Annotated in this window: 19 protein-coding genes; 7 read left to right on the top strand and 12 right to left on the bottom strand. The window is 45.9% G+C overall.

The annotated features are described in order from the left end of the window. Nucleotides 1-96: 96 nt before the first annotated feature. On the top strand, nucleotides 97-1,209 hold the full coding sequence (gene lpxB / locus SEDOR53_RS0108680; protein ID WP_026769379.1) for a lipid-A-disaccharide synthase: 1,113 nt from the start codon (nucleotides 97-99) through the stop codon (nucleotides 1,207-1,209). Here lpxB and SEDOR53_RS0108675 read toward each other — a convergent pair. Together SEDOR53_RS0108675 and metX are read right to left on the bottom strand one after the other, a co-directional pair. Beyond that, nucleotides 1,195-1,374: a DUF6728 family protein gene (locus SEDOR53_RS0108675; protein ID WP_026769378.1), complete on the bottom strand. Its 180-nt coding sequence runs from the start codon at nucleotides 1,372-1,374 to the stop codon at nucleotides 1,195-1,197. The two genes, lpxB and SEDOR53_RS0108675, sit on opposite strands and share 15 nt — an antisense overlap. Nucleotides 1,375-1,438: 64 nt before the next feature. After that, on the bottom strand, nucleotides 1,439-2,455 hold the full coding sequence (metX, locus tag SEDOR53_RS0108670; RefSeq protein ID WP_037360858.1) for a homoserine O-acetyltransferase: 1,017 nt from the start codon (nucleotides 2,453-2,455) through the stop codon (nucleotides 1,439-1,441). 77 nt (nucleotides 2,456-2,532) lie between these two features. On the opposite strand from metX, the gene SEDOR53_RS0108665 reads away from it, so the two are divergent. Beyond that, a complete protein-coding gene (locus tag SEDOR53_RS0108665; RefSeq protein ID WP_026769376.1) occupies nucleotides 2,533-3,699 on the top strand; it encodes a PLP-dependent aspartate aminotransferase family protein in 1,167 nt (388 codons plus the stop codon). Nucleotides 3,700-3,721: 22 nt separating this feature from the next. Here the strand turns inward: SEDOR53_RS0108665 and SEDOR53_RS0108660 are convergent, their stop codons facing one another. From SEDOR53_RS0108660 to SEDOR53_RS0108650, 3 genes are all read right to left on the bottom strand, one after another. Further along, a complete protein-coding gene (locus SEDOR53_RS0108660) occupies nucleotides 3,722-4,795 on the bottom strand; it encodes a glycoside hydrolase family 130 protein (protein WP_198018859.1) in 1,074 nt (357 codons plus the stop codon). A gap of 115 nt (nucleotides 4,796-4,910) precedes the next feature. After that, on the bottom strand, nucleotides 4,911-5,636 hold the full coding sequence (locus SEDOR53_RS0108655; RefSeq protein ID WP_026769374.1) for a ThuA domain-containing protein: 726 nt from the start codon (nucleotides 5,634-5,636) through the stop codon (nucleotides 4,911-4,913). 11 nt (nucleotides 5,637-5,647) lie between these two features. Then, nucleotides 5,648-6,664 (bottom strand): polysaccharide deacetylase family protein, encoded by a 1,017-nt coding sequence (locus SEDOR53_RS0108650; protein WP_026769373.1) that lies wholly within the window; start codon nucleotides 6,662-6,664, stop codon nucleotides 5,648-5,650. Between the two features lie 116 nt (nucleotides 6,665-6,780). Here SEDOR53_RS0108650 and SEDOR53_RS0108645 point away from each other — a divergent pair, with 116 nt between their 5' ends. The 3 genes from SEDOR53_RS0108645 to SEDOR53_RS17510 are packed head-to-tail and all read left to right on the top strand — an operon-like array spanning nucleotide 6,781 to nucleotide 9,521. After that, nucleotides 6,781-7,968 (top strand): nucleoside permease, encoded by a 1,188-nt coding sequence (locus tag SEDOR53_RS0108645; protein ID WP_026769372.1) that lies wholly within the window; start codon nucleotides 6,781-6,783, stop codon nucleotides 7,966-7,968. Nucleotides 7,969-8,001: 33 nt separating this feature from the next. Continuing rightward, on the top strand, nucleotides 8,002-9,195 hold the full coding sequence (locus SEDOR53_RS0108640; RefSeq protein ID WP_026769371.1) for a Gfo/Idh/MocA family protein: 1,194 nt from the start codon (nucleotides 8,002-8,004) through the stop codon (nucleotides 9,193-9,195). A gap of 5 nt (nucleotides 9,196-9,200) precedes the next feature. Further along, entirely contained in the window at nucleotides 9,201-9,521 is a 321-nt protein-coding gene (locus SEDOR53_RS17510) for a Dabb family protein (protein ID WP_051347993.1), read from the top strand. Nucleotides 9,522-9,546: 25 nt separating this feature from the next. Here the strand turns inward: SEDOR53_RS17510 and SEDOR53_RS0108630 are convergent, their stop codons facing one another. Continuing rightward, on the bottom strand, nucleotides 9,547-10,470 hold the full coding sequence (locus tag SEDOR53_RS0108630; protein ID WP_026769370.1) for a sugar phosphate isomerase/epimerase: 924 nt from the start codon (nucleotides 10,468-10,470) through the stop codon (nucleotides 9,547-9,549). Between the two features lies 1 nt (nucleotide 10,471). Beyond that, nucleotides 10,472-12,379, bottom strand: a complete 1,908-nt coding sequence (locus tag SEDOR53_RS0108625; RefSeq protein ID WP_198018857.1) for a glycoside hydrolase family 3 protein — start codon at nucleotides 12,377-12,379, stop codon at nucleotides 10,472-10,474. 131 nt (nucleotides 12,380-12,510) lie between these two features. Between SEDOR53_RS0108625 and SEDOR53_RS0108620 the strand changes: the two genes are divergently transcribed. Together SEDOR53_RS0108620 and SEDOR53_RS0108615 are read left to right on the top strand one after the other, a co-directional pair. Next, the gene (locus SEDOR53_RS0108620; protein ID WP_037327830.1) at nucleotides 12,511-13,254 is read left to right on the top strand and encodes an NUDIX domain-containing protein; all 744 of its coding nucleotides are present in this window, start codon (nucleotides 12,511-12,513) and stop codon (nucleotides 13,252-13,254) included. Between the two features lie 19 nt (nucleotides 13,255-13,273). Then, nucleotides 13,274-13,957, top strand: a complete 684-nt coding sequence (locus SEDOR53_RS0108615) for an HAD family phosphatase (RefSeq protein WP_026769367.1) — start codon at nucleotides 13,274-13,276, stop codon at nucleotides 13,955-13,957. 8 nt (nucleotides 13,958-13,965) lie between these two features. On the opposite strand, the gene SEDOR53_RS0108610 is transcribed toward SEDOR53_RS0108615, so the two are convergent. The 5 genes from SEDOR53_RS0108610 to SEDOR53_RS0108595 all read right to left on the bottom strand — a co-directional run bounded on the left by SEDOR53_RS0108610 (nucleotide 13,966) and on the right by SEDOR53_RS0108595 (nucleotide 25,033). After that, nucleotides 13,966-15,285 (bottom strand): vanadium-dependent haloperoxidase, encoded by a 1,320-nt coding sequence (locus tag SEDOR53_RS0108610; RefSeq protein ID WP_026769366.1) that lies wholly within the window; start codon nucleotides 15,283-15,285, stop codon nucleotides 13,966-13,968. 10 nt (nucleotides 15,286-15,295) lie between these two features. Continuing rightward, nucleotides 15,296-18,877, bottom strand: a complete 3,582-nt coding sequence (locus tag SEDOR53_RS0108605; protein WP_051416559.1) for an FG-GAP-like repeat-containing protein — start codon at nucleotides 18,875-18,877, stop codon at nucleotides 15,296-15,298. Nucleotides 18,878-18,973: 96 nt separating this feature from the next. After that, nucleotides 18,974-19,885 carry a hypothetical protein gene (locus SEDOR53_RS19070; RefSeq protein WP_157576745.1) on the bottom strand — a complete coding sequence of 304 codons (912 nt, stop codon included), beginning with the start codon at nucleotides 19,883-19,885 and terminating at the stop codon, nucleotides 18,974-18,976. Between the two features lie 126 nt (nucleotides 19,886-20,011). Next, a complete protein-coding gene (locus tag SEDOR53_RS0108600; RefSeq protein WP_026769364.1) occupies nucleotides 20,012-21,820 on the bottom strand; it encodes a RagB/SusD family nutrient uptake outer membrane protein in 1,809 nt (602 codons plus the stop codon). 21 nt (nucleotides 21,821-21,841) lie between these two features. Further along, nucleotides 21,842-25,033 (bottom strand): TonB-dependent receptor, encoded by a 3,192-nt coding sequence (locus SEDOR53_RS0108595; RefSeq protein WP_026769363.1) that lies wholly within the window; start codon nucleotides 25,031-25,033, stop codon nucleotides 21,842-21,844. Between the last annotated feature and the right edge of the window lie 113 nt (nucleotides 25,034-25,146).

Raw genomic sequence — 25,146 nt, 5'->3', positions numbered from 1 at the left:
AAACAACTATTTTTTTAGTTTTTAAAAATCCATTAACATTTGCTTCCAGCAAAAACAGTCTCATACAATCTTTTGAAAGCGGTATTTTGCAGCCCGATGAAATACTATCTTATTGCAGGCGAAGCCAGTGGCGATCTGCACGGCAGCAACCTCATCAAACAATTATTACAAAAAGATGCTTCGGCCGATATCCGCTGTTGGGGAGGCGATCTCATGCAGGCTGCAGGGGCCACACTGGTCAAGCATTACCGTGACCTGGCATTCATGGGTTTTGCAGAAGTGGTTATGAACCTGCCTACGATCCTGGGTAATATCCGGTTCTGCAAACAGGATATCCTCGCTTATCGTCCCGATGTGCTGGTACTCATCGATTATCCCGGCTTCAACCTCCGCATCGCGCATTGGGCCAAAAAGCAGGGGTTCAAAGTGGTGTATTATATCTCGCCGCAGGTATGGGCATGGAAAGAGAACAGGGTGAAAAAGATGAAACAAAGCATCGACAAAATGCTTTGCATACTACCCTTTGAGAAAGATTATTACCGTACGAAATGGAACTGGGCCGTAGATTATGTAGGCCATCCATTGGTAGAAGTAGTGAACCGGGCCATTGCTTCCCGCGGTGGACACAGCAGCGAAAAAAAGATCATTGCTTTGTTGCCCGGAAGCCGCAAACAGGAGATCAGCAAGAAGCTTCCCATTATGCTGGAAGTGGCGGCCCATTTTCCGGATTACCAGTTTGTAGTAGCGCAGGCACCCGGACAGGATGAAAGTTTTTACGCCCCCTTCCTTGCTCCCTGTTCGAATGTATCGGTTGTTCGCAACGAAACTTATTCTTTGTTGTTGCAGGCCCGTGCCGCGCTGGTTACCAGTGGCACTGCTACTTTAGAAACTGCGCTCTTCGGCGTACCCGAAGTGGTTTGTTACAAAGGAAGCAATATCAGTTACCAGATCGCCAAACAGTTGATCAAAATAAAATACATTTCACTGGTGAACCTCATCATGGATAAACCAGTAGTGAAAGAACTCATACAGGATGATCTCACGGTTCCCAACCTCATCCGCGAACTTCGCCTGCTGCTGACCGATGAACGGCATCTGCAAATATTAAAAGAAGATTATGCCAGGCTGAAAGCATTGTTGTCTGAAGGAGGCAACGCTTCGGAACAAGCTGCTACCATCATACACCGGTTTGCGCTAGTGTCGCAATAACGGTAAGATCAGGAGTTTGAAAATAGCAATGATCAGCACTATGATGAACATGATGAGCGATATGCGGTTCATGCCATGCATATATTTCATCCACTTGGTGAGTGGTTCTTTCGGATCTCTTTTCTTGATATAGAGGTATTCTGCCAACTGCCGCAAGATGCCCATGAAATCGTTTTTTGTAAAGCTACTTAAATTAGTTGTTAGAATTCTTTTGTTTACAATCTGACATCTAGCAACGCTTCAGCCAATGACTTAAATGCTCCGTGATCTGCTTCGCTTCAATAATAAAGCCATCGTGTCCGTAAGAAGAGCCGATCTCTATCAATGATGCATGCGGAATGTGTTCGGCCATGAATCTTTGCTCTGCCAACGGACAAAGTATATCACTATCGATACCAATGATCAATGTTGGTTGTTGAATGGTATTCAATGCGCTGATCAGATCGCCGCCCCTTCCCCTGGCCAGGTGGTGACTGTCCATCGATTTGGTCAGCAGCCAGTAACTGAACGCATTGAAGCGCTTCGCCAGTTTTTCGCCCTGGTATTGGATATAGGAAGAAGCCCTGAAATGATCGATTTTCTCCGGGTCGGGATCCGTTTGTGTATCCTGGAAAATGCCATAGTTGCGGTAGGTGAGCATGCCGATGGCCCTTGCGGCTTTGAGTCCCTGTGCACCTGCATGTGCATCGTGGTTGCGCCAGGTATTATCGGCTTCAATCGCCAGCCGTTGCGCTGTATGTACTGCCACGCCCCAGGCACTTTCCGAAGGCGATGTGGCAATCAGGAAGGATTTTTCGATCCTGCGGGGTTCCATCATACACCATTCCAACACCTGGTAACCGCCCATGCTGCCGCCCATCAGTAAACCGATCTTTTCAATGCCCAGGGCTTCCCGCAGCAGGATATGGGCTTTTACCATATCGCGGATGGTAACGGTGGGAAAATCGGAATAATAAGGCGCTCCTGTTTTGGGGTTGATACTTGTTGGACCGGTGGTTCCGTAGCAGGAGCCTAATATATTGGCGCAAACAATAAAGTATTCCTCCGGGTCGATGAGGCAGGAAGGACCTATCAATCCCTTCCACCAATCAACACAATCCGAATTAGCCGTCAGTGCATGACAAACCCATACCACATTGCTTCCATCGGCATTCAGCTTGCCATATGTGTGGTAAGCAATCTGCAATTCGGGCAAAACGACTCCGTTTTCGAGCGTAAAGGGCTGGGGGTAGTTAAACACATTCATACTGATAATTCCGCATTTCAACGCAAAATAAGGGCATGGTTGAGTTACATTTGCATAAATATTTCAAAAATCGTCCCATGAGGCCTCAAACCAAAGCCATCCGCACCCGTGTTGACCAGACAAATGAAATGGAACATTCCTCCCCTGTGTTCCTTACCAGTAGCTTTTCATTTGATAATGCAGAAGAGATGCGGGCTGCTTTTGCCGATGAAACAGACGACAATATTTACAGTCGTTTCAGCAACCCCAGTGTACAGGAGTTTACCGACAGGGTCTGTGTTCTGGAAGGCGCTGAAGCCGGCTTTGCCACTGCATCGGGCATGAGCGCGGTGTTTGGCTCTTTCATGGCTTTGATGAAGCAGGGCGACCATCTCCTGTCATGCAATGCCATTTTCGGCAGCACCCATACGGTGATTGCCAAATACCTGCCCAAATTCGGCATTGAACATAGTTATGTGAGCGCCACGGCTACTGAAGCCGAATGGGAAGCTGCCATCCGGCCCAATACAAAGATGATCTACCTTGAAACGCCCACCAACCCGGGGCTTGACATACTGGACCTGGAAATGATCGGCAAATTGGCTAAAAAGCATAAGATCATCCTGAATGTAGATAATTGCTTCGCTACCCCGGTGGCTCAACAGCCCATTGCCTATGGCGCTGATCTTGTGGTGCATTCCGCCACCAAGTGGCTCGACGGACAGGGACGCGTTTTGGGTGGTGTGGTAGTTGGCCGCAAAGATCTGATCAAGGATATTTATCTTTTTTGCCGCAGTACCGGCCCCGCCCTCTCTCCTTTCAATGCATGGGTATTGAGCCGCAGCATGGAAACCCTCGAAGTGCGCATGGAACGCCATGCAGCCAATGCACACTATATCGCAGAAAAGCTCGAGAAACATCCGAAGCTGAGCTGGCTCAAATATCCTTTCCTTAAAAGTCATCCCCAGCATGCAATTGCTATAAAGCAAATGCAGAACGGTGGCGGGATCGTATGTTTTGAACTGAAAGGAGGCGTTGAAGCAGGCCGCAAGTTCCTTGATGCGCTCGATATTTTATCATTGACTGCCAACCTCGGCGATACACGCAGCATTGCTTCGCATCCTGCGAGCACCACGCATGCCAAGCTTAGCGAAGAAGAAAGGCAGGCCGTGAATATTACGCCCGGACTGATCCGCATCAGCGTTGGTCTTGAGCACAAAGACGATATCCTCGAGGATATTTTGCAGGCATTGGAAAAATGCTGATGCATAGGAATTACGTGCACAATTAATAACTGGACCTCGCTACTGCTATTTTGGAATCGGCTGTGCCATAATACAAAAACCACTGGTTATGGAATTGAGCCAATCCCTCTAAAAAACATACCCGGTTTACCTGGCCATTGATTTCATAAGGCTTATCGGGGTGCATGAAATGATTCGACAACCTTTTGTTCAATTGCAAAGGGTTGTTTTTATTTAATAATGCCTGTCCTGCTGCATAAGTGCCTTCGGGCAAACTCGTATCGCCGATGGCAGGAATATTGCGGCTGTTATAGATCAGCAAAATGCCGCTGTCTGTAAGCATGGCAGGTGGGCCGGATTCTACAAGATCGCAGTCGAATTTACCATCGCGTGTAGCCACCACAATTTTTAACCGTGGCGTTTGTTTCGCTTCTCCCTTTAAAGGAGCCGAAGGTTGTTCACCGGTATCCATTTCAACAGGAGTCCAGTGAACCAGGTCATCTGAAGTAGCTGCATAAATGAATTTATCGCCCCAATACATCCAATATTTACCATAAATCTTTGTTGCGATGATCTTTCCATTTGTGTACCGTGATACAATGGATCCCGATTTCGACCATGCATTCAGGTACCTACCCTCATAAGCGGTTGCAAAAGCCGGTCCCTGTTTGGTCCAATGCAGCAAATCATTTGAAACCGCGACCATTAACCTGGCTGTTTTACCATCGAAAGCAGTGTACGTCATGTAGTAGATGCCTTTATCATCTTCTATGATCCTGGGATCTTCACAGCCACCTTCCCATTCATATTGTTGATAGGCATCTTTATCTGGATACAGTACCGGTGTGGCCAATCGCGTAAAATGCACTGCATCGGTACTGTATGCCAATCCAATACGAGAAGTGCCACCGGGCAATCCGATCTTGTCCTGCGCACGATAGAGCATGTATAAGGTATCATTGCGCACTACAATGGCAGGATTGAATACATCTTTTTCTTCCCAAAAGATTGGTTGTTGACGTATGGGATCGATGAACCGGCCGGTACCTGGCACCAGCACCGGATTAACGCTATCGAGTTTTTCGAAACCTAACAACGCCCAGGAACTGTCTGACACCGGCGTTGTTGTTTTTTTACCTGGCATTTGGCAAGCTACTCCCAAAAGAAGTCCGCATCCGATTATCCAGGAAAGCCTTCTTGAATCACTGCTTTTCATGTACAAGGATTGATCTCTATTTTTTCATTACCGATGCAATGCCTCCGTACAAATGTTGCAGGTACAATGGATCTGCATAGGATTCGTCGGTATGACCCAACTCTGTATAAAAAGCATGCCCTCCATCAAAATCATGATACCATGCCATAGGGTGAAGATCGCCGTTTTCTCCTCCTGTATAAGATTTTTCATCGATGGTGATCAGTATGTGCAGGTTGGGTTGTATGCTTTTGAAATTATACCACTCGTCTTTACGCTTCCACTCTGCCGGTAAATGTTTGGTAGAAAGATGCGAATGATCTACAATATGGAGCACAGCTTCCTGTTGCTTGGGGTGACTTTTGAAATAGGCTCCTACCAGTTGATTGTACCAGGGCCAATCGTATTCAGTATCAGTGGCCGCATGCACGCCTACAAAACCGCCACCTGAACGGATATACTGTTCAAAAGCAGTTTGTTGTTCATCGTTCAGCACATCCCCTGTGGTGCTCAGGAATACCACTGCGGCATATTTTTTCAGGTTATCGGCAGTGAACAGGTTGGCATCGGTAGTAGTATCCACATCGAAATGATGTTCTTTTCCCAATTGCTGTATCGCTGCGAGTCCCTTGGGTATAGAAGCGTGATGATATTTTACGGTACGTGCAAACACCAATACTTTCGGCGTTTTCTTAAAATTGATGAAAGACAAACTGATCAGTGCCATTAAAGCAAGGCAGGACGATAATAATAATTTTTTCATGATGATGATGGTTATGGATTGGTTCTGTTTAATTTCTCTCTTCTTTCTTTGACTTCCCGCCAGGTAGTAAGTATGATACCTTCATCCCGGATCGCTTTTTTCAATGCCGGGTCTAACATCGCCAGCATATCGCCCCGGCGAACGGGACCTGAATCGGAAATATGCGGAAATACTTCTGTAGTAGCGGTACAATGCATGATCATCATGGTAAGTCCGGGTAGCAATGAACGGATACCTTTGATGTATTGCTGTGTTTTAAACGCTTGTATTTTGGCATCATCGCCCTGCAATTCCTGTGGAATTTTATCGCCATAACTGCCGTTGTGCAGATCATCCAGCACGGGCAGTCCGCTGGCCCAAAGCATTTTACCTGCCTGCCGCATTTGCTGAAGTAGCTCTTCCGATGCCTGCGCCTGTTCACTGATCAGTTTCGCATGACCTCCGGGCACCATAACAGGGATATGGTTCCTGATGCCCAGTTCTATGTATTGTTGCGCAAAATCCGGTTTGGCCAGTAGTGTTCCCATGTGTGTATCGAGGTGTGTAGGTTCAAAACCCATGTTCCTGGCCCTTTCCAGTTGTGCAGCGATTTCTGTTCCTACTTCCGCTGCACTCGCATGTTCTACCACTGCTGCAACAGAAGGCCAGAGTGCACCTTCAGCATCTACGAGTCCGGGTGTGGACTTTTTTCCAGAAAGCGGTCCCCACCGGTAACCCTTCCATTCTGATGTGAGTGTGAGGTGTAACCCTACATCCAGCTTCGGGTGTTCTTTATAATAATGCACAAAGGCCGGCACCCAGGGACAAGGCATCATCACGCTACAGGAAGTAGCGACGCCTTCTGTCATGGCTTTAATAGCTCCTTCATTGGAATCATACGACATGCCTACATCATCTACGTGTAAGATGAGTACCCTGGCTCCTTTGCGGAAGCCTAGTTTTTCGGCGTAAGTGCTATCAGGCTGTTGTGCGGCAACAGCCATACAAACCATACAGGCTGCCGCAAAAACAAGCAATCGTTTTTTCATGGATGGGGTTTGATATCAAGAAATAATCGTGAACGGTTAACTTTTACTTGTCAATTATCCCTATATTCAACACGCACAAAATACCGTTAAACACGGATTAAATCTAACGAAAGAAAATGAAAAACAGAACTGGTTTCCTGCTGGCCATCATGATGTTCTTCGAATATTTTATCTGGGGCGCCTGGTATGTGACCATGGGCACTTATATGGGCGAACATTTACACGCCAGTGGCTTCCAGATCGGCGCTGCTTACAGCGCACTGGCCATTGCCACCATGATCTCTCCTTTTTTTGTGGGATTGATAGCCGACCGTTTCTTCGCCGCACAACGCATTATGGGTGTATTGCACCTGGTTGGCGGTGCCTTGTTGTTCCTGGCCACCAAAATAGAAAACAACGATGCTTTTTATTGGATCATCCTGGCCTATTCCCTGCTCTACATGCCTACCATTGCGCTGAGCAATAACGTAGCTTTCACACAAATGAACAATCCCGGCAAACAGTTTCCCTGGATAAGGGTATTCGGTACGCTGGGCTGGATCGTAGCAGGCCTCTTCATTGGTAAACTGGGCATCGAAAAAACATCGTCTACTTTTTATATGGCAGCGGCCGTATCTGCCGGACTGGGCCTGTTCAGTTTCGTGTTGCCTCATACGCCACCCAAAGCGGCGAGCGACAATGTTACCGCATCCAAAGCGCTGGGAGTAGAGGCTTTTGTATTATTCAGGAACAGACCTTACCTCATCTTTTTCATTGCCGCCATATTGGTGTGTATCCCACTTTCTTTTTATTATGGTTTTGCCAATCCGTTTCTCAACGAGATCGGGTTTTCGAATGCGGCGGGTAAAATGACACTCGGACAAGTATCGGAAGCGGTTTTCATATTAGCCATTCCTTTTTTATTCAACCGCATTGGTGTTAAAAAAATGATCCTGCTGGGCATGACCGCCTGGATACTGCGCTATCTCTGTTTTGCTTATGGCAATATCGATACAGGTACCTGGATGTTGTATGCCGGTATTATACTGCATGGTGTTTGTTATGATTTCTTTTTTGTTACCGGCTATATGTATACCGAGAAAAAAGCGGGTGAGAAAATCAAGAATGCTGCGCAGGGGCTGTTTACCTTTGCTACATACGGATTGGGCATGTTCATTGGCACGGGCTTCAGCGGGTATATTGTAGACCAGCACAAGAATGGCGAACTGCATAACTGGCAACAAATCTGGTTTGTTCCTGCCTATATTGCCATGGGTGTATTGCTGTATTTTATTTTATTCTTCAAAGAAAAAAAGGAAGCCTGATCTTCCTGATTTAAAAACGATAAATACTAAGAGATGAAAAGAATTGCCATGCTTGGCTCAGGGTTCATTGGCAGGTTTTATGCCGATTCCCTGCAAGGTTACAGAAGCCGGGATAAAGTGATCAGCATTTATTCCCGTCGTGAAGAAAGCGCCCGGAAATTTGCGGCAGATTATGGATGCACGCACTGGACCACTAAAATGGAAGAAGCCATTGCGCATCCGGATGTGGATATTGTATGCATCTCTTTACCCAATAACCTGCATGAAGAAGCGGTGATGTTGTGCTGCAAACACAAAAAAGCGGTGATGACCACCAAACCGCTCGGGCGCAATGCCGAAGAAGCCAAGCGCATGTTGCTGGCCGTAGAAGCAGCGGGTATTTTTAATGGTTACCTGGAAGACCTGGTATATACACCCAAATTCATCAAAGCTTCCGAGAGCGTGAAGAACGGTGCGCTTGGAAGGATATTGTGGGCCAAGTCGAGGGAAACACATCCTGGTCCGCACAGCGAATGGTTCTGGGATATTGAACAGGCAGGCGGCGGCTGTATCCTCGACCTGGGTTGCCATTGCGTGGAGATCACCCGCAGTTATATTGGCAAAGACATCAAACCCGTTGAAGTTATGTGTTGGGCCGATACACAGGTAAAACCCATCGATGCCGAAGACCATGCCATTGGATTGGTGAAATATGAGAACGGCGCTATTGGTCAGTTTGAAGTGAGCTGGACTTTCCGCGGCGGCCTCGACCTGCGCGATGAAGTGATGGGAACCGAAGGCACCATCTGGATCAACAGTTTCCTACGCACCGGTTTTGATATGTTCACCACGGGTAAGGGCGGCGATTATATTGCAGAGAAAGCCGAAAGCAATACTGGCTGGCTATTCCCTGTTGGCGATGAACTGAACGAACTGGGCTATAATCACATGTTCATGGACATGTTCAATGCGATGGAAAAGGGTGTTGCTCCTAAAGAAACTTTTTACGACGGTTACGTGGTGAATGCTATTTTGGATGCAGCTTACCGCTCAGCGAAATCTAAAATATGGGAGCCCGTGAAACTGGATATCTGGCGCGGACAAACAGGATTGACTAAAGAAAGTCACCTCGTTCCTTACGACGCCGAACATTATCTCATCAAAGAAGAAATGACCCACTTCGGTGCAAAAAAGATAATCCTCAAACACAAACAAACCGGAAAAATAACAGAAAGAACAATAGAATAAATATCATGCTAACACAAGACCTTTTCGTACACCATGTTTATTTCTGGCTCGGCAATCCAGTCAGCCAGGAAGATCATGCAGCATTGCTGGCGGGTTTACAGGCATTAAGTAAAGTGCCTTCTATACAACAATTCCATATTGGCATACCTGCAGGCACCAACCGCGACGTGATTGATACCAGTTATGCATTTTCCTGGCTGGCAGTATTTGCCAACCAGGAAGATCAGGATGCCTACCAGATCGATCCGATTCACTTGCATTTTATAGACACCTGCAAACACCTGTGGAATAAGGTAGTTGTCTACGATTCTATCCAGGCGCGGTAATGCATACCTATTCATCAGCTGTTGTTTATTGCAACAGCTGATGAATATTACGATAGCTGGTAGCGATGTTCTCAAAAGGCTTCGGCGCCCCATCCTGTTCTACGAAGAAATATTTCATACCGGATGTATGCGCATGTGCAAAAATGCGCTTGAAATCAATGGAACCTGTTCCTACTTCGAGTATGTGCTCATGCGTTGCATCGAGGTCTTTCACATGCCATAAATGGAAGCGGCCCGGATGTTGTTTGAACATTTCTACAGGATCTTTTCCTGCCTTGATGGTCCAGGCCAGGTCCAGTTCCATCTTCATTTTATCGGTATCGGTTTCTGATAACAACAGGTCATAAGGAATTACACCGTTATGGTCTTTGAATTCCCTGTCGTGATTATGGTAAGCAAACAGCAAGCCGGCTTTTTGGGCGGCCTCCGATGTTTTATTCAATACTTCTATGGAAGTTTTGAGCTCCTCGGTTGTTTCAAAAGGTGTGCTCGCACATACCAGGTAAGTAGCGCCGCCTTCTGCAACTTCATCAACCAGTTCTTGGTAATTGTCGCGCAGGTTTCTCATCGGTGGTATGGTAATGGGTTTACCATCGGCGCCTGTAGGCATCTTAGCGCCGGGCGGCATTTTAAAAGGAGCACCCAGCACATGATGTGACCGCCAGTTCATGCCTTTGTCTTTGAGCATGGCAGCAAATTCTTTGGGCTTCATGCCATAATATCCGCCCTTTCTGCTGAACGCCGATTCGATCTCTTTGTAACCAACATCGGCTACTTTTTGCAAGCTGCCAGGCACATCCTGGTCTATCACACCAAAAAGTGTGAACAGTTGTAAACCTACACCAGGATATTTTTTCTTAAAATCTGCAGCCAGCATTTCCTTGTTCAGCAGCAGGCTGCCAAGGGCCAATGCGGATGTTTGTTTGAGGAAGGATCTTCTGTTGTGCATATTATTTTTTTAAGGATGAATAATGTAATCCAAACCCGAAAGGATACAATGGATCCTTGGAGTCATGGGGTAGGTCTTCTTTCTGATTACGAACAGCTTCCATGGAAGAAGGCAGTTCAAAAGGCAGTTTACCACCGGGGTGGTATTTACCAAAGATCACATCGAGTACTGCGGCATCACTGGCGCCGAAATCTGCCAGCAGTCCTTTGGCCTTGGCGCTGATTTCCGGTATCACGGCCGGGCGGTCGAGAAAAATATCCACGATCGTAGGCACTGTATTCAGCAAATGAAGGATATTATCTTTCACCGCTCCTTTGAAATCGAGATCGCCATGATGGAACATTTTGGCCAGGAAATTGGCAGTGTCGGCTGGCACCCAGGGTGTATTCAGCCGGATGATCGCCAGATCGGCCTGTTCAGGTTTTTCTACCACTGTACCATATTCCGCAGCTACTTTGGGGTCGATGTGCTCCACATAGATTTTCAGCTTTCCTGCTGTTAAAGGAAGGGTATTCGATTGATTCTTCAATAAGATCATGGACCTGCGCTGGGATTCATCGCCGAGTTTGCGGAAAGCCTCTTTTCCTACGATCTGTGTGGCTTTCTCCACATCTACATAAGGATTGTCAAAAAGTCCCAGTTCGAATTTCTGTCGTAATAATCTCTTTACAGAAACATCGATCCGGCTTTCTTTGAGCTTACCTTCTTTCACCAGTTGAATAACGATCTCCGGCAGGTTTTCTCCACCGAACTGGTCTACGCCGGCATTGATGATCTTCAATACCCTTTCTTCTGCGGATAAATTTTCAACACCCCAGGCACGTGCCGGCCACACATAAGATCCTATATGCGCATCTGTGACCAGGCCCCAATCGGTACATACCACTCCATCGTAATGATACTTATTGCGCAACAAGCCGGTAATGATCGCTTTATTATAAGAGAATCCTACATTCTCATCGGTCTGGTTCATCGGCACACCATAATAAGGCATGATGGCAGCCGTATGGGCTTTGAAAGCAGCTTCGAATGGGATCAGGTGATAATTGAAATTTTTACCGGGATAAACCTGTCCTTTCTGGAATGCAAAATGAGGGTCGAGTCCTTCTTTCTGAGGACCACCGCCGGAAAAATGTTTGGTCATGGCCGCCACACTTGTGCTACCGAGTTTAGCGCCTTGCAGTCCTTCTACATAAGCATAGGTCATTTTTGCGGAGAGCTGTGCGTCTTCTCCAAACGTACCGCTGATGCGTGGCCAGCGTGGTTCGGTAGACAGATCGGCCATCGGATGCAACGCTTCGCGTATACCCACAGCAACATATTCCTGTCTTACCACATCTGCAAACTTCCTGGTGAATGCTTCATCGCCGATGGCGGCAAAGCCTAATGGTTCACACCAAAGCGAGAACCCATTAGCTGCCATCGCAAAAATGCTGCTGCTGAAGGCGTGTCGGGGATCGGAAGCGATGGTCACCGGTATTCCCAGTCGCGTACTTTCTGCCAGGCGCTGTACATTGTTGTACCAGGTGGCCAGTGCGTGGATACCCGGCACCTGCCAGAGGTTGAAATGGTTCATTAATTTTTCCCGCATCAGTTTGGGGGCAGTGGGCGCAAAAGCAAACATGCCTTTCGCCGGCTTCTCCTCCAGGGAGCCGTCGTCGTTGATCCTTGCACCATTGATGAATAGCATACCTGCTTTTTCTTCCAGTGTCATCTGTGAAAGCAGGTTGTTCACGCGCGCTTCGACAGGCTGCGTTTTGTCTTCATACACATCCATTTTCCCGTTCTTGTTCAAGTCTCGGAAAGCAGGCTGGGCTTGGGTAATAATGGGTTTCCAGCAAAAGGAAACAAGCAGCAGGGGTGCAGCAATCCACCACCTGAACCGCGTAGAAATGGCAAGCTGTTTCATGGGGTTAGTTTTTCAATGCGTCGTTATGACACAACGATAATCATTTCTGATCCAATTTCAAAATTGTTTGGCAGGAAGGTTTCGCTTATTTTCGGTGTGACATGCGGACACTAAAGAACATTCGTGAGTTTATGGAAAAAGGTGGAAAATTGTTCCACCCGGGCCTTTCGCTGGACTGTGTGATCTTTGGTTTTCACGATAACCAGTTGAAAGTATTGCTGCTCAAAATGGAGCATACCGATCATTGGGCCCTTCCGGGAGGATTTGTTTATAAGGATGAAGCGCTGGAGGCTGCCGCAACAAGGGTATTACAGGAACGCACCGGTATCAATGATATTTTCCTGCAACAATTTCATGTGTTCGGCGACCCTGCCAGGTCGGACCGAAAATACCATTCAAACAGGCTAAAAAAATTGGGTATACAGGCTGAAAAAGACCATTGGTTGCTAAACCGTTTCATTACCGTGGGTTTCTATGCACTGGTTGAGTTTTCGCACGTAACGCCCATGCCCGACAATACTTCTGTTGCCTGTGAGTGGCAGCATCTCCACGACATCGGTAACCTGTTCATGGATCACAGGCAAATCCTGGACAAAGCATTGGAGACCCTGCGCCAGCAATTGAACTACCAGCCCATCGGTTATAACTTGTTACCTGATAAGTTTACTATGCCTGAATTGCAAACCCTTTACGAAACCATCCTTGGTAAAAAACTCGATCGTAGAAATTTTCAGCGACGCATGAATAGCTATGGTATCCTGCGAAGGTTGAAAGAAACACGAAAGGGCGGCGCTCACAAAGCGCCCTATCTTTATTCATTCAATTTGCGTAAATACCAACAAGCCCTGCTGGAAGGATTGCAGGGTGGATGGTGAAGCAAACTAAAAACAAAGTATGTCGGCCCCTATTATCAAAGCAGTCATTTTCGATCTCGACGGAGTGATCATTGATTCCAACCCGGAAATTGAAAAATTCTGGCACCGATGGGCTGCCAGGGAAAATGTAGTGCTCACGGATGAGTTGGTACGCCTGCATATTCATGGAAGGAAAGGTACGGAGACTATCCAGGTTTTGTTTCCTCATGTTACCGATGCCACCAAACAAGCCATCAGGCATGCAGCCGATGCGCTCAACAATGAAATAAACCCGGCCGCCATTGCAGGTGTTGTATCATTCATCCAGTTACTTCGCAAACAAAAAATCACCACCGGGGTAGTTACCAGTTCCCACGAGAGCCGCATGCTGCAGATGTTGCAAAAGCACGGACTGGATCAGTCATTTGTTTCTTTTGTCACGGCACATGATGTAACAAAAGGCAAACCCGATCCTGAGCCTTACCGTAAAATGAGTGAGCGGTTGAACTTGCCTCCTGCCCACTGCCTTGTTTTTGAAGATGCGGTGAGTGGTATCCGTTCGGCAGTAACGGCTGGCATGCATGCCATTGGCATCGGCAATGCTGTGGCCGAAAAAGGATTGCTGGCCGAAGGCGCTGTGCAGGTAATCCCTGATTTCACACACCTGCGTTTGTCTGAAACATCACTGGGCTTGCCTAATGGTTTTTCTTTTCAATGGGGCTGAAGACTGTTTTACTTCAATAGTTTATCTACTACCAAAGCACCTACTTTTTTACCGTACTCGGCGCCTATGTCTACACTATGACGGTAATGGATACCTCCGTACACACGGCTGATAGAAGCTTCTGCCGCCGCATCCTGAAATGAATTGAAATGACGTTGCATGCCTATGTATCGCAAGTCGCTGGTATCCTGGAAAGCAAAATGATCACCATACAAAGCAGTGAGCGCTGTTGCCGCCGATGCAGTGATGGTACTGTGTCCGCTGGTATATTCCGGGAAGGGCGGTGTTTGCAGGAACGGAACCCAGTTCCTGTCGATGAATTCATTGATCACGGTAACCGGCCGGATCACATTGCTACGGTATTTCTCATCCCAGCAAGCAATAAATGCATCGTACAAAGCAATGGCCGTGAGCGCGTAAGACTTAGCTGTTTTAACCGCATCGGCATGTGATTGTTTGGCTGCAATGGCAGTAATGCCCATCCAGTGACCACCAGGTGTGATCTTTTTATTGCCGAACATCATGTGCCCGGAATGTTCTATTACAAAAGGATTGTCATCCCAATACCTTGCAACGGTCTTTTGTTCATCTGTTAATGTCTTTCCAATCGTGTACACTTCTTTATTGGCCCTGAAGAAAACACTGTTGGTATCTGTGCTATATGCAGGAGGTCTGGGTGGCATGAACTGCGCGGCAGAGTCCAGCACCAGGGGTGTCATAGTATTCCAGCACCATTCTACCCCATCCATATAATCGGGAGGCGTAGGACGCCACTTGCCCGGTGCATTGCTGCCAAGAAATTTGGGTTTGCCTCTCGACTTCATATAACCATCTGCATTAGCCCGCTCCAACACTGCTTTACCAACCGCTTCACCAAAAGCAACGGAGCGTTGATACGTATCTGCATCCATACGGTCTTTGAAATCGTTGAAAGTAGTTTCTTCGAAATGCTTTAATGAATCCAGTGAAAACACCACTTTGTGCACCACCGTAAAAAAGGCTTTGGTGGCAGCCAACGTGAAGTTGTAGTTCTTGTTTTTCTCCGGCTCCGGCATGGGCTTGAATCCACGTAAACGGGCAGTCAGCGATGCATTCCCCGGTTTTGCATAACGGATGGCTTCATAGGCTGCCAATGAAGAATAAACATAAATACGACTGCTCACCGGGGGCGTAAATACATCGTAGATGATGATCTGTGTAAGCATATCCTGACTGTCATGCATTACCTGGGCATCGTCCATGGGTTTTTTAGATTTATTTCCACAGGCCGTTACCAGTGCAAGGCTCACGCTTGTTATCAGGAACAGCGATAATAATTTTCTTGACATAAGCAGTTTATTAAAGAGGAACCGAACGCGACGCCCCTCTGTTGTCTGTAATAATAACGGATTGCACACCGGCTTCAATATTCAGGAACCTGGCAGATTGTGACAGGAAAGAAACGCCGTAACCAATCTCACGTTTTTGTTTTTTTCCGTTTTTGTATTGAATAACAGTAAACACATCATTTGGTTGCAGTACTACGCAACGAACGGGTTGTTTCTCTTCAAAGACTTTCAAAGGCCCCCTGTTCTGTGTGGCAGCTACCAGGCATTTACCGGAAGCCGACCGCAGTTTGGCCAACGCTTTTCCATTGCCGGGTATGAAAATGCCGCTCTGCAAAATAGATATTGGTGTAAAATCGCCTTTACCATTTCCTTTAAGCAGCAAGCCGTTCAAAGCATCATAACGTCCTACAGAAACTTCTGTACCATAATCATTGCCATTGATCAAGACATCCAGGTTGCCGTCTCCGTCGAAATCTTCTACCAGCATGCCATTCAATACAGAGAATTGCGCCTGGGCCGGCAAAGGATGCAAGCTGAAACGGCCATTGCCTTCATTTTTTACAAAACAGGAATTGAATTGATTGGCATGCAGTATCAATGCGCCCTGTAGCTGTTCTTTGCTGAACAACTGGTCCATAGTAGCAGTAGCAAATGATTTGTAGTTCTGGAATTTCGTTCGCATGCTGATCATTTGCTTCACCACATCATCGCGCGTTTGAGCGGGGAATTCTTTCTTCGTTGGATCGGTGATGGTGGCCGGCAGGTAAAGTGAACAGAAAGCATCCAGACTGCCGTTGTTGTCAAAATCCTTTGCATAAATGGAAACAGGATATTGTTCTGAAGCGCGGTAAAAAGAGTTCTGTCCCAGGTTGCCCACGATGTAATCCATCCGGCCATCGTTGTCAAAATCACCCGCTGTAATAGTATTCCACCAACCTAGTTGGTTGCTGATGCCAGATTGGGCAGATACATTGGTGAAGACCCCTTTATTATTTTTCAGGAAGGTCAACGGCATCCATTCTCCTGCCAGCACCAGGTCTGGCCAGCCATCATTATCAAAATCTGTAAAAACTGCATCACACACCATACCAATATTGGTGAGGTCTTTGGCCACCTGTTGGGTAACATCAGTGAACTTTACATGACCATCTTTGGAATCGTTGCGATAAATAAAACTGGAAACGGGTTTGGGATAATTCCAGGGATCAACCCGGCCTGAAATGAACAGGTCCAGGTCTCCGTCTTTGTCATAATCGATGGCCCTGACACAGAACTTACTGGTAAAATTTTGCGGAAGCGCCGATACATCCTGCGTAAAATTTCCTTTACCGTCGTTGATATAAAGCCTGTCCTGGTATGCAGCCGTACCAGGCTGGTTCTCGTATCCGCCGCTGGCAATATACAGGTCGAGGTCGCCATCTCCATCGGCATCAAACAAGAGCATGCCCATATCTTCTTCCTTTTTTTGAGTGGCATCGCTTCCGGGCAATAAATCACGTTGTATAAACCTGCCGTTGGGTTGTTGCAGAAATAATTGTGTGCGATAAGTAAAAGCGCCTCCAATTATGATATCATCCAGGCCATCCCCATTCACATCGCCCGTTGCGAGTGCAGGTCCGTATTCAGAAAGTTTATGCGGCAATAATTTTTGAATATTGAAATCTATAAAGTCGCGCTCCTGGTGAACATATTGAATACCAGCCGCAGCCGTTATCTCTTTGAACAGGGTGTTTTTCGCCAATACTTCCCTGGCATCTTGATTATTGCTTCGCGCATTGGCTATGTTGATCTTCAATAACTGATCGGCGCTTACATTGGTTATCCATTGCTCTTTTCCATTAGGCCACCTGACGAGAACAGAATCCACTTTATTCAAAGCGCCCAATCCAAAATGGGCGATATCCTGAACAGATGAGAGATAACCCCTGTAAGGTGTGTTTTCCCATACCTGTTTTTTTCCATGATCATAATGTATTTCCACCCAGGCGCCCAAACCTTTTTTGTTCAGGCTGTCTCCTGTTAATTGAACCTGTAAGTAGTGACTGTTCTCCTTGTTCAATTCCCTTGCATTGTTCCTGTATACAGCGGCAACATCATTAATATTATTGATGACCATGTCGAGATCGCCATCATTATCCAGATCAACATAAGCCGCTCCATTTGAGAAAGTAGGCGTACTGAGTCCCCATTTATCAGACACATTGGAAAACCGCAGGTTACCATTATTTCTGAAAGCATAATTGTGCAATTTCACTTCCGGTATCTGCGACAACAATTGTTGTTTAGATGCGATGAGATAAGCTTTGCTCCTGAACACGCCGAAATCGTGATCGGTAATATCTTTGGGAAATCCATTGGTGATGATGATATCGCGGTTACCATCATTGTCGAAATCAGTAACCATCGGGGTCCAGCTCCAATCCGTTTCCGCCATTCCAGCATAAAAACCAATTTCGCTGAAAATAGGTACACCGATAGAATCATTCTGTCCTACCCTTGGTCCCTGGTTGAGTTGCAGGGTATTTCGCACGTACTGGTAATTATATCCATACAGGTCGGAATTCTGGTAGCGCTGGTAACTGTTGGGCGACAGCATCATTTTTTTCCGGTAGTTGTCTTCCGGACTCATATCCAATACCACCACGTCTACCAATCCATCGTTATTGATATCCGTTATATCATTGCCCATGGCATTGGCGGAAGTGTGTTTGAAATAAGTAGACAGTTGTTCAGAGAAAGTGCCATCGTGGTTGTTGATCCAGAGCAGGTCGTTGGTTACAAAATCATTGGTTACATAAATGTCTTTCCAACCATCGTTGTTGATGTCTACGATATTAACCGAATGGCCATAACCTTCTGTTTGGATACCGGCTTGTTTAGAAACATCGGTAAATACCGGATGTTTCAATGAATCATTCCAATCATTCCGATAGAGCCGGCCTGTGCTGGGATTGGATCCGTCTTTCAATATTGGGCGGAAATTATCGGGGTACACATTTTTTTGTATCTCATTGACTACGACATATACATCCAGGTCGCCATCATTATCGTAATCAAAAAAAGCAGCCTGTGTGCTGTGCATGGTATCGGCCAGTCCGTACTCTTTGGCCATTTCCTTGAAATGTGGAACACCATCTTTATCGAGCCCCTGGTTGATGTACAAAAGATTTTCCCGCTCAGCAGGATTGCTTTTGAGCGTAGCACACACATACATATCCATCCAGCCATCATTATTGATGTCCACAACCGCCACACCCCTGCACCATTTTCCATTCCCGGTTACACCGGCTTTATCGGTCACATCATCAAACTTAAAATCTCCTTTATTGAGGTAAAGTTTGTTGGAAACCAGGTTGCCGGTGAAATAGATATCAGGTAATCCGTCGTTGTTAAAATCACCGATCCCTACGCCACCGCCATTGTACACATTTTCAATATCCAGTTCATTGATAGAATCTGTTTCAATGATTTTGTTGTTAAAATATATTCCAGAATGAGAAGCCGATATAGGAGTAAAGAGTTTGTCCTGATGGCAAGATATTAAGCCAAGGCAGCAACACAACAAGGGGGCAGCAATTTTGTAAAAGGTCATAGATACAGCAATATAACAAAAATTAAGAGGCGGTAATAACCCGCCTCTTAATTAATAATCAATCTAATCTTATTAACACTTCACATAGTGATAATTCTAATTAGGACAACCTATACTTACATTCCACGAATCCGTTATTCCCTGAGGAGAGGTCTCTACTTTTAAATAATAATAAGTTGAGTTTGCCTGACGGGTAAATGAGAGTATAGTTGTCGAAGGGGCGTTTAGTGACATTCCCCAAGGTCCTGAATAACTTGCTGTGCCTAGCCAACCAGAAGTAGCTATTAAATTAGTATTACCATCATAAATCGTAAACCTGTTAGGCACATCAATAGCAGCACAACTCACATTAATTGTGTTACCAATAGGAACACATTGAAAATTCAAGGTTTTGTTTGGATAGGAATAATAACCATAACCACCATAACTTCCACTAAAAGAAGTTAAGCAATTTCCACAACTCAATCCTGATCCAGGAGTATGTGTCGTATCTACCCATATCGGGGGTACACTAGGGCAGCTTATAGTTACATTCCAGGTATCTGTCATCCCCTGAGGAGAGGTCTCAACACGAAGAGTATAGGTAGAAGAGGCTCCTCGAAAAAAAGACAACGTTTGGGTAGCTGAGGTACTTAATGAAGTACCCCATGGGCCCGAATAATTAGCCGTTCCTATCCAACCGGTAGTAACCACAAGTGTTGTACCATCATAGATGGAAAATCTATTAGGCACTTCAACTGCATCGCAAGCTATTTGTATTAATGAACCTTGAGCAGATAAAGAAAGGTCTATTGTATTGTCGGGATAAGTGTAATACCCGGAGCCTAAAAAGTTTCCGCTAATTGTAGAGCCACACGAATAGGTACCATTGGTTTTCTTAATTAAAGGTTCTGTAAGCGCTTTCTTACTTGGATCTGAATCGCTTTTTTTAGTGCATCCAAAATAAAAAATAGAAAAGAAAAGAATGCTACATGTAACTGGTAGCAGCAGCTTCAGTTGATTTGTCATTGTTTTCATTTTTAAGATGAAAAATATATAATACAAATGACATATGCAACTGTTTTTAAATTTTTTTTTATTATAAAATGTATACTGCAATCAAAGGCTGATTGCAGTATACAAAATAGATCAGTTCTAGTATCCCGGATTCTGCTTCAGGTGCGTTTGCCCATCTGCATTCAGCTTATCGATCTCTGATTGAGGTATCGCGAAATACTCTGATTTACCCTTGGTAAACGTAGGTCCGTTATAGTAGATGTAAGCTTTCTTTTGTGCTTTTTCGTAAGCAGAATAAGCGTTCAGGGTTACATCGGCAACACCCCAGCGAACCAGGTCAAAGAAGCGATGTCCTTCCATAGCCAGCTCCAGTTTCCGCTCGAATCGAATAGCTTTTAAAGCATAATTCTTATCAGCGAATGCACCTACTGGATACAATCCTACATTGTAATTGTCTGCAGGTGTTGTTTGGGGAGAATACTGGTTTTTAGAAGCATCATAAGTGGCATTGGTGTATACCCATCCGGTGGGGTCTGCAGCCCTGGCACGTACCCTGTTTACATAAGCCAGCGCTTTATTAGGATCGCCGCTGGTTGCCTGCATTTCACATTCAGCAGCCATCAGTAATACATCGGCAAAACGCATCAGGTTCACGTTGTTAGCAGTCAGTTGGGTATTGGCCCAATAGTTCTCTGTGCTGGTAAAGATGCCTTTCTGGCTCTTGGAATAAGAACTCTTCTTAGGCACGAAGCGGTAATTGGGTCCCTGGTCGGCCCTGATCCATGAATCGTCGTTGGGCATGTTACCCCAGTCGAAATAAGGCATATTGGGGCGGCCCATTACCCAGTCGACCCGAGGATCCATTGTGCCCTTGTAGGCATTGGTATAATCGCTCACATTCACGCCATCGTCGTAGGTATCAAGCAAAGGGAGACCATTGATATCTGTTTTATAAGAATTCGCCAGGCTGAGAGAAGCATTGAAGAACCCACAGCAGCCACCGGGCTGGTTGTTATAAGGGAAGTTCAATACATCACCATAGTTACCGTTGGGAGTACCTTGTGCACCGGAACCATCATTGATCGACATTTGAACAGAGAAAACAGTCTCGGCGTTGTTCTTGGTAGCAGGATTGAAATTGGCCTCATAACCAACCAGATTATATTTCACACCACTGGCATTTTTACCGCTGGTGATCAGTTGATCGAACAGGGGTTTTGCCTGGTCGTATTTCTGCTCAAACATATACACTTTGGCCAGGAAAGCCATAGCAGCCCATTTATTGGCGCGACCGATCTGCGGTTGAGTTTCCGGCAGGTTGTTCATGGCATAAGTAAAATCTGCCTCTATCTGCGGCCATGCATTTACATAGCCCGATCCACTTACGTTTTCTACTTTTTTGCCACTTTCGAAAGTTACCGTCTCATCCACAAAAGGAATATTATTGAATACTTTCTTCAGTTCAAAATGGTAGTGCGCCCTGAGAAACTTCGCTTCTGCCGAAATGACTGTAGTATCAGCAGCTGACAATCCTTTGGCCACACGCATCACGCGTAATACTTCGTTGGCACGCTGCACGCCATCATAACAGAGGCGCCATTTACCGCTGGGATAGGAGTTGGTTGAATTGGCTGTCCAGGTTTCAAGCGGAGCGATATCGCCTTGGTCGGAAGGAGTAGATCCTTTGTAGGCATCATCGGCACACACACTTCCATACACCCAGTTGGATGCAGCAGCGCCCCAGCCTCCGCCATTACCTCCTACTCCATCGAGCAGGGAATAAGCACCGATCAGCAAACCGTTCACACCATTTTTATCGGCCAGGATATCTTTGTTAAGGGTACCTACCGGAGATTTATCAAGGAAGCCTTTATTACAGGCAAATAGAAGTCCCAGAACGCCGGCACTGAGCACAGGCACCAGGTATTTATATTTCGTTGGTTTCATATTGCAGAATTTGATGGTTGTTTAAAATGATACACTGACGCCGATATTGTAATTCTTCTGATTGGCAGGATAGTTACCGAAGTCTATACCGAAGTTGGTACTGGTATTCAGGTTAGAACCCTGCAATTCAGGATCGAGGCCGGTGTATTTGGTAATAGTGAACAGGTTAGCAGCCTGTACGAACACCCTCAGTTTTTCGATGCCAATGGTTTTCAACTTCGCCGGTGCAAATGAATAGCCAAGGATCATTGATTTACACCTCAGGTAAGAACCGCTTTCTTTGTAGTAAGAGTTGAACACAGAAGAGTTACTGAAGTTAGCAGTCTGCTCCAGTACGGGCACTTTAGCATTCAAATTACTCGGGCTCCAAGAGTTATAAACGGCATCCTTGCTCACGTTACCACCAAATACCTGTGGGAAGTCTGTCCAGTAGCGAACGTAGTTGATCACATCATTTCCATAAGAACCATAGAAGAATGTAGAGAAATCAAAATTCTTATAGCTGGCGGCAATATTGAATCCGTAGGTAAACTTAGGGTTCGGGTTACCAAAGAAAGTCCTGTCGTTCGCATCTATCTTACCATCTCCATTCACATCCCTGTATTTGAAACGGCCAGGTCCGGCACCATCCTGGGTAGGAGATTTGGAAACATCCTGTGCATCCCTGAATAATCCAACCACATCATAGCCGAAGAACTCACCAATGGGTTGTCCTTCTTGTGCCCTTGTAAAGGCGCCGATACGAGTTGAACCATCACTGTTATAATCTACATATTTAACAGGCAGACTCACAATTTTACTTCGGTAAGCGGTGATATTACCTGTGAGGTCAAAGCTGAGCTCGTTGCGCAAAGCTTTGCCGTGATAAGTAAGAGAGAAGTCGATACCAGTGTTCTGGATATTACCCAGGTTCACGAAGGGCGGACTGCCACCACCGATGAACGCTGCGTTAACGGGGTTTCCGGGGAATAACAATCCGCTGATGGCTTTTTTATACCACTCGATAGAGAAGTCTATTTTATTCTTGAATAAAGTCGCATCCAAACCAACGTTGGTTACGATATCTTCTTCCCAGGTAGTATTCTGGTTACCAAATTGCCTGAGGTAAAAACCCTGGGTAGCGCCGACACTTTGCCCTGCGATGTCATAATAAGAGTTGCCCGCAGAAGAACCATACAAAGTAAAAGGATTGGTAGGATTGATATTGCTGATAGAGCCCAGTTTACCCCAGCCACCGCGGAGTTTCAGGTCGTTGATCCAACTAACGGTGCTCATGAAACTTTCACGGGAAAGGCGCCAGCCAAGGGTTACGGAGGGGAAATTGCCATAACGGTGGTCTTTGTCGAATACGGAAGCACCATCCCGGCGTATTGTACCAGACAAAAGGTACTTATCATCGTAATTATAATCTACGCGGCCAAACAAAGAATACAAGGCCAATTGTGTGGGAGAGCCACCACTGTTACTCTGGGTACTGGGATCGCCCGTATTCAATGTCCAGAAATTAGGGTTGATAGAATAGTAATTGCTCCTTCCGGCCGTAAAACCACGGTTGTACACCTGTTTGGCTTCGGAACCAACCAATGCTTTTACATTGTGCTTACCAAACACATTGGTATATTGGAGGGTGTTGGTCCACAGCCACTGGCTATTGTAACCGGATCCTTCGGTAAAAGAGGTAGGGTTAGTATTACCCTCTGCATTTTCGTAAGGGGTGTAATTGAAATAATAGTAATAATAATTATCGAAATTACCACCGAAGCTGGTGCGTGCAGTAAAGTGTTGCAGGAAATCTACTTCTGCAAAAACATTACCGTTTACCTGCCAGTCGTTCCCTTTGTTATCGGCCGTACGCATCTGGTTGGCAACCGGGTTTTGAGAGTTACTCAAACCTTTCGATTTGGTACCTGCGAAATTGCCCATGATATCATATATCGGGATGATGGGCGGTTCACGGTAAGTAAAGGAAATGGCATTACCCTCGTTCTGGTTGGTAAAGCCAGGATTCTGTTTGTAGAAAATATAAGCATTTTCACCGATCCTGATATGGTCTTTTACATTAAACACCGTATTCAATCGTACAGAATACCTTTTCAAATAAGTATTGATCAGGGTACCCTGTTGATTGAAATATCCTACAGAAAACAGATAAGCCGATTTATCATTACCACCACTTACTGAAATGCTGTGGCTCTGGATCATCGCAGGCTTAAATGTTTCGTGGAACCAATCGGTACCCACTTTATTCGCCCTGGTGATCTGGTTCTTATTAATGTCGTATGCTGCGGGATTGGTATTAGGATCACCTTCTTTTGCGCCCGAGGGTGTGATATAATCAGGTATCACTGGTGAAGCGCCATTACCAAATTGTGGATGGCTGGGGTTTACACCTGAGTTCTTTGCCTGTGCCCATATTACACTGGCATATTCAGGCGTGTTGGCCAGGTTGAAGCCATTTTTCAAAGGACGTTGGGTACCTACAAAAGCATCATAGGTTACCTTAGCCTTACCAGATTTTCCTTTTTTGGTGGTTACGATCACCACACCATTGGATCCCTGCACACCATAAATGGCAGCAGCGCCGGCATCTTTCAATACCTGAACAGATTCAATATCGTTCACATTCAGGTCGTGCAAGCTCCCCTGCACACCATCGATGATCACCAACGGGTTTGAGTTACCCAATGAAGTGATACCCCGGATGCGGATATTACTGCCGCCACCCGGCGCACCAGAATTAATAACAGATACACCGGAAGCCTGTCCTTGTAAAATAGATTCCGTAGTACCGGATGGCACCGATTTCATGTTGTTGACGTTTACAACAGCAACCGATCCGGTAATATCTTTCTTCCTTTGTGTTGAATAACCGGTCACCAGCACCTCACTCAATGAAGCGGTGGTTTCGGTTAAAGCAAAAGAAATAAGATTCCTTCCGTTGATCGGCTGTTCTACAGGCTCGAAGCCTACAACGGTAGCTACCAGGGTACCTCCTGTACCTTTGATGTTAATAGAATAAATACCTTCTGCATTGGTAACTGTAACAGTAGAAGTACCACGTAGTTGAATAGTAGCCCCGGGTATCGGTTGGCCATTTACTTTGTTGGTTACTTTACCGGAGACAGTTTTTTGGGCGTACGCGCCCACGCTGAGTAGCGCAAAGAGGGTCGCAAGCATGACGGTCCTCGCGAGTAGTTTTTTTCTCGTTGGCATAGCAATGTTGGGTTAATTAGATACAGACGAATAGCGTTACAACACGCAATTTAAAACGATTGCTTAAGAAGCATCTGTCCTTTTTTAACATTTTGTTGTAGTATTTTGCTTAT

This window comes from Asinibacterium sp. OR53, from assembly GCF_000515315.1.
In the GTDB taxonomy this organism is placed as follows: domain Bacteria; phylum Bacteroidota; class Bacteroidia; order Chitinophagales; family Chitinophagaceae; genus Sediminibacterium.
The sequence above is the reverse complement of the archived record's forward strand: the minus strand, read 5'-3'. Positions and strand labels throughout refer to the sequence as shown.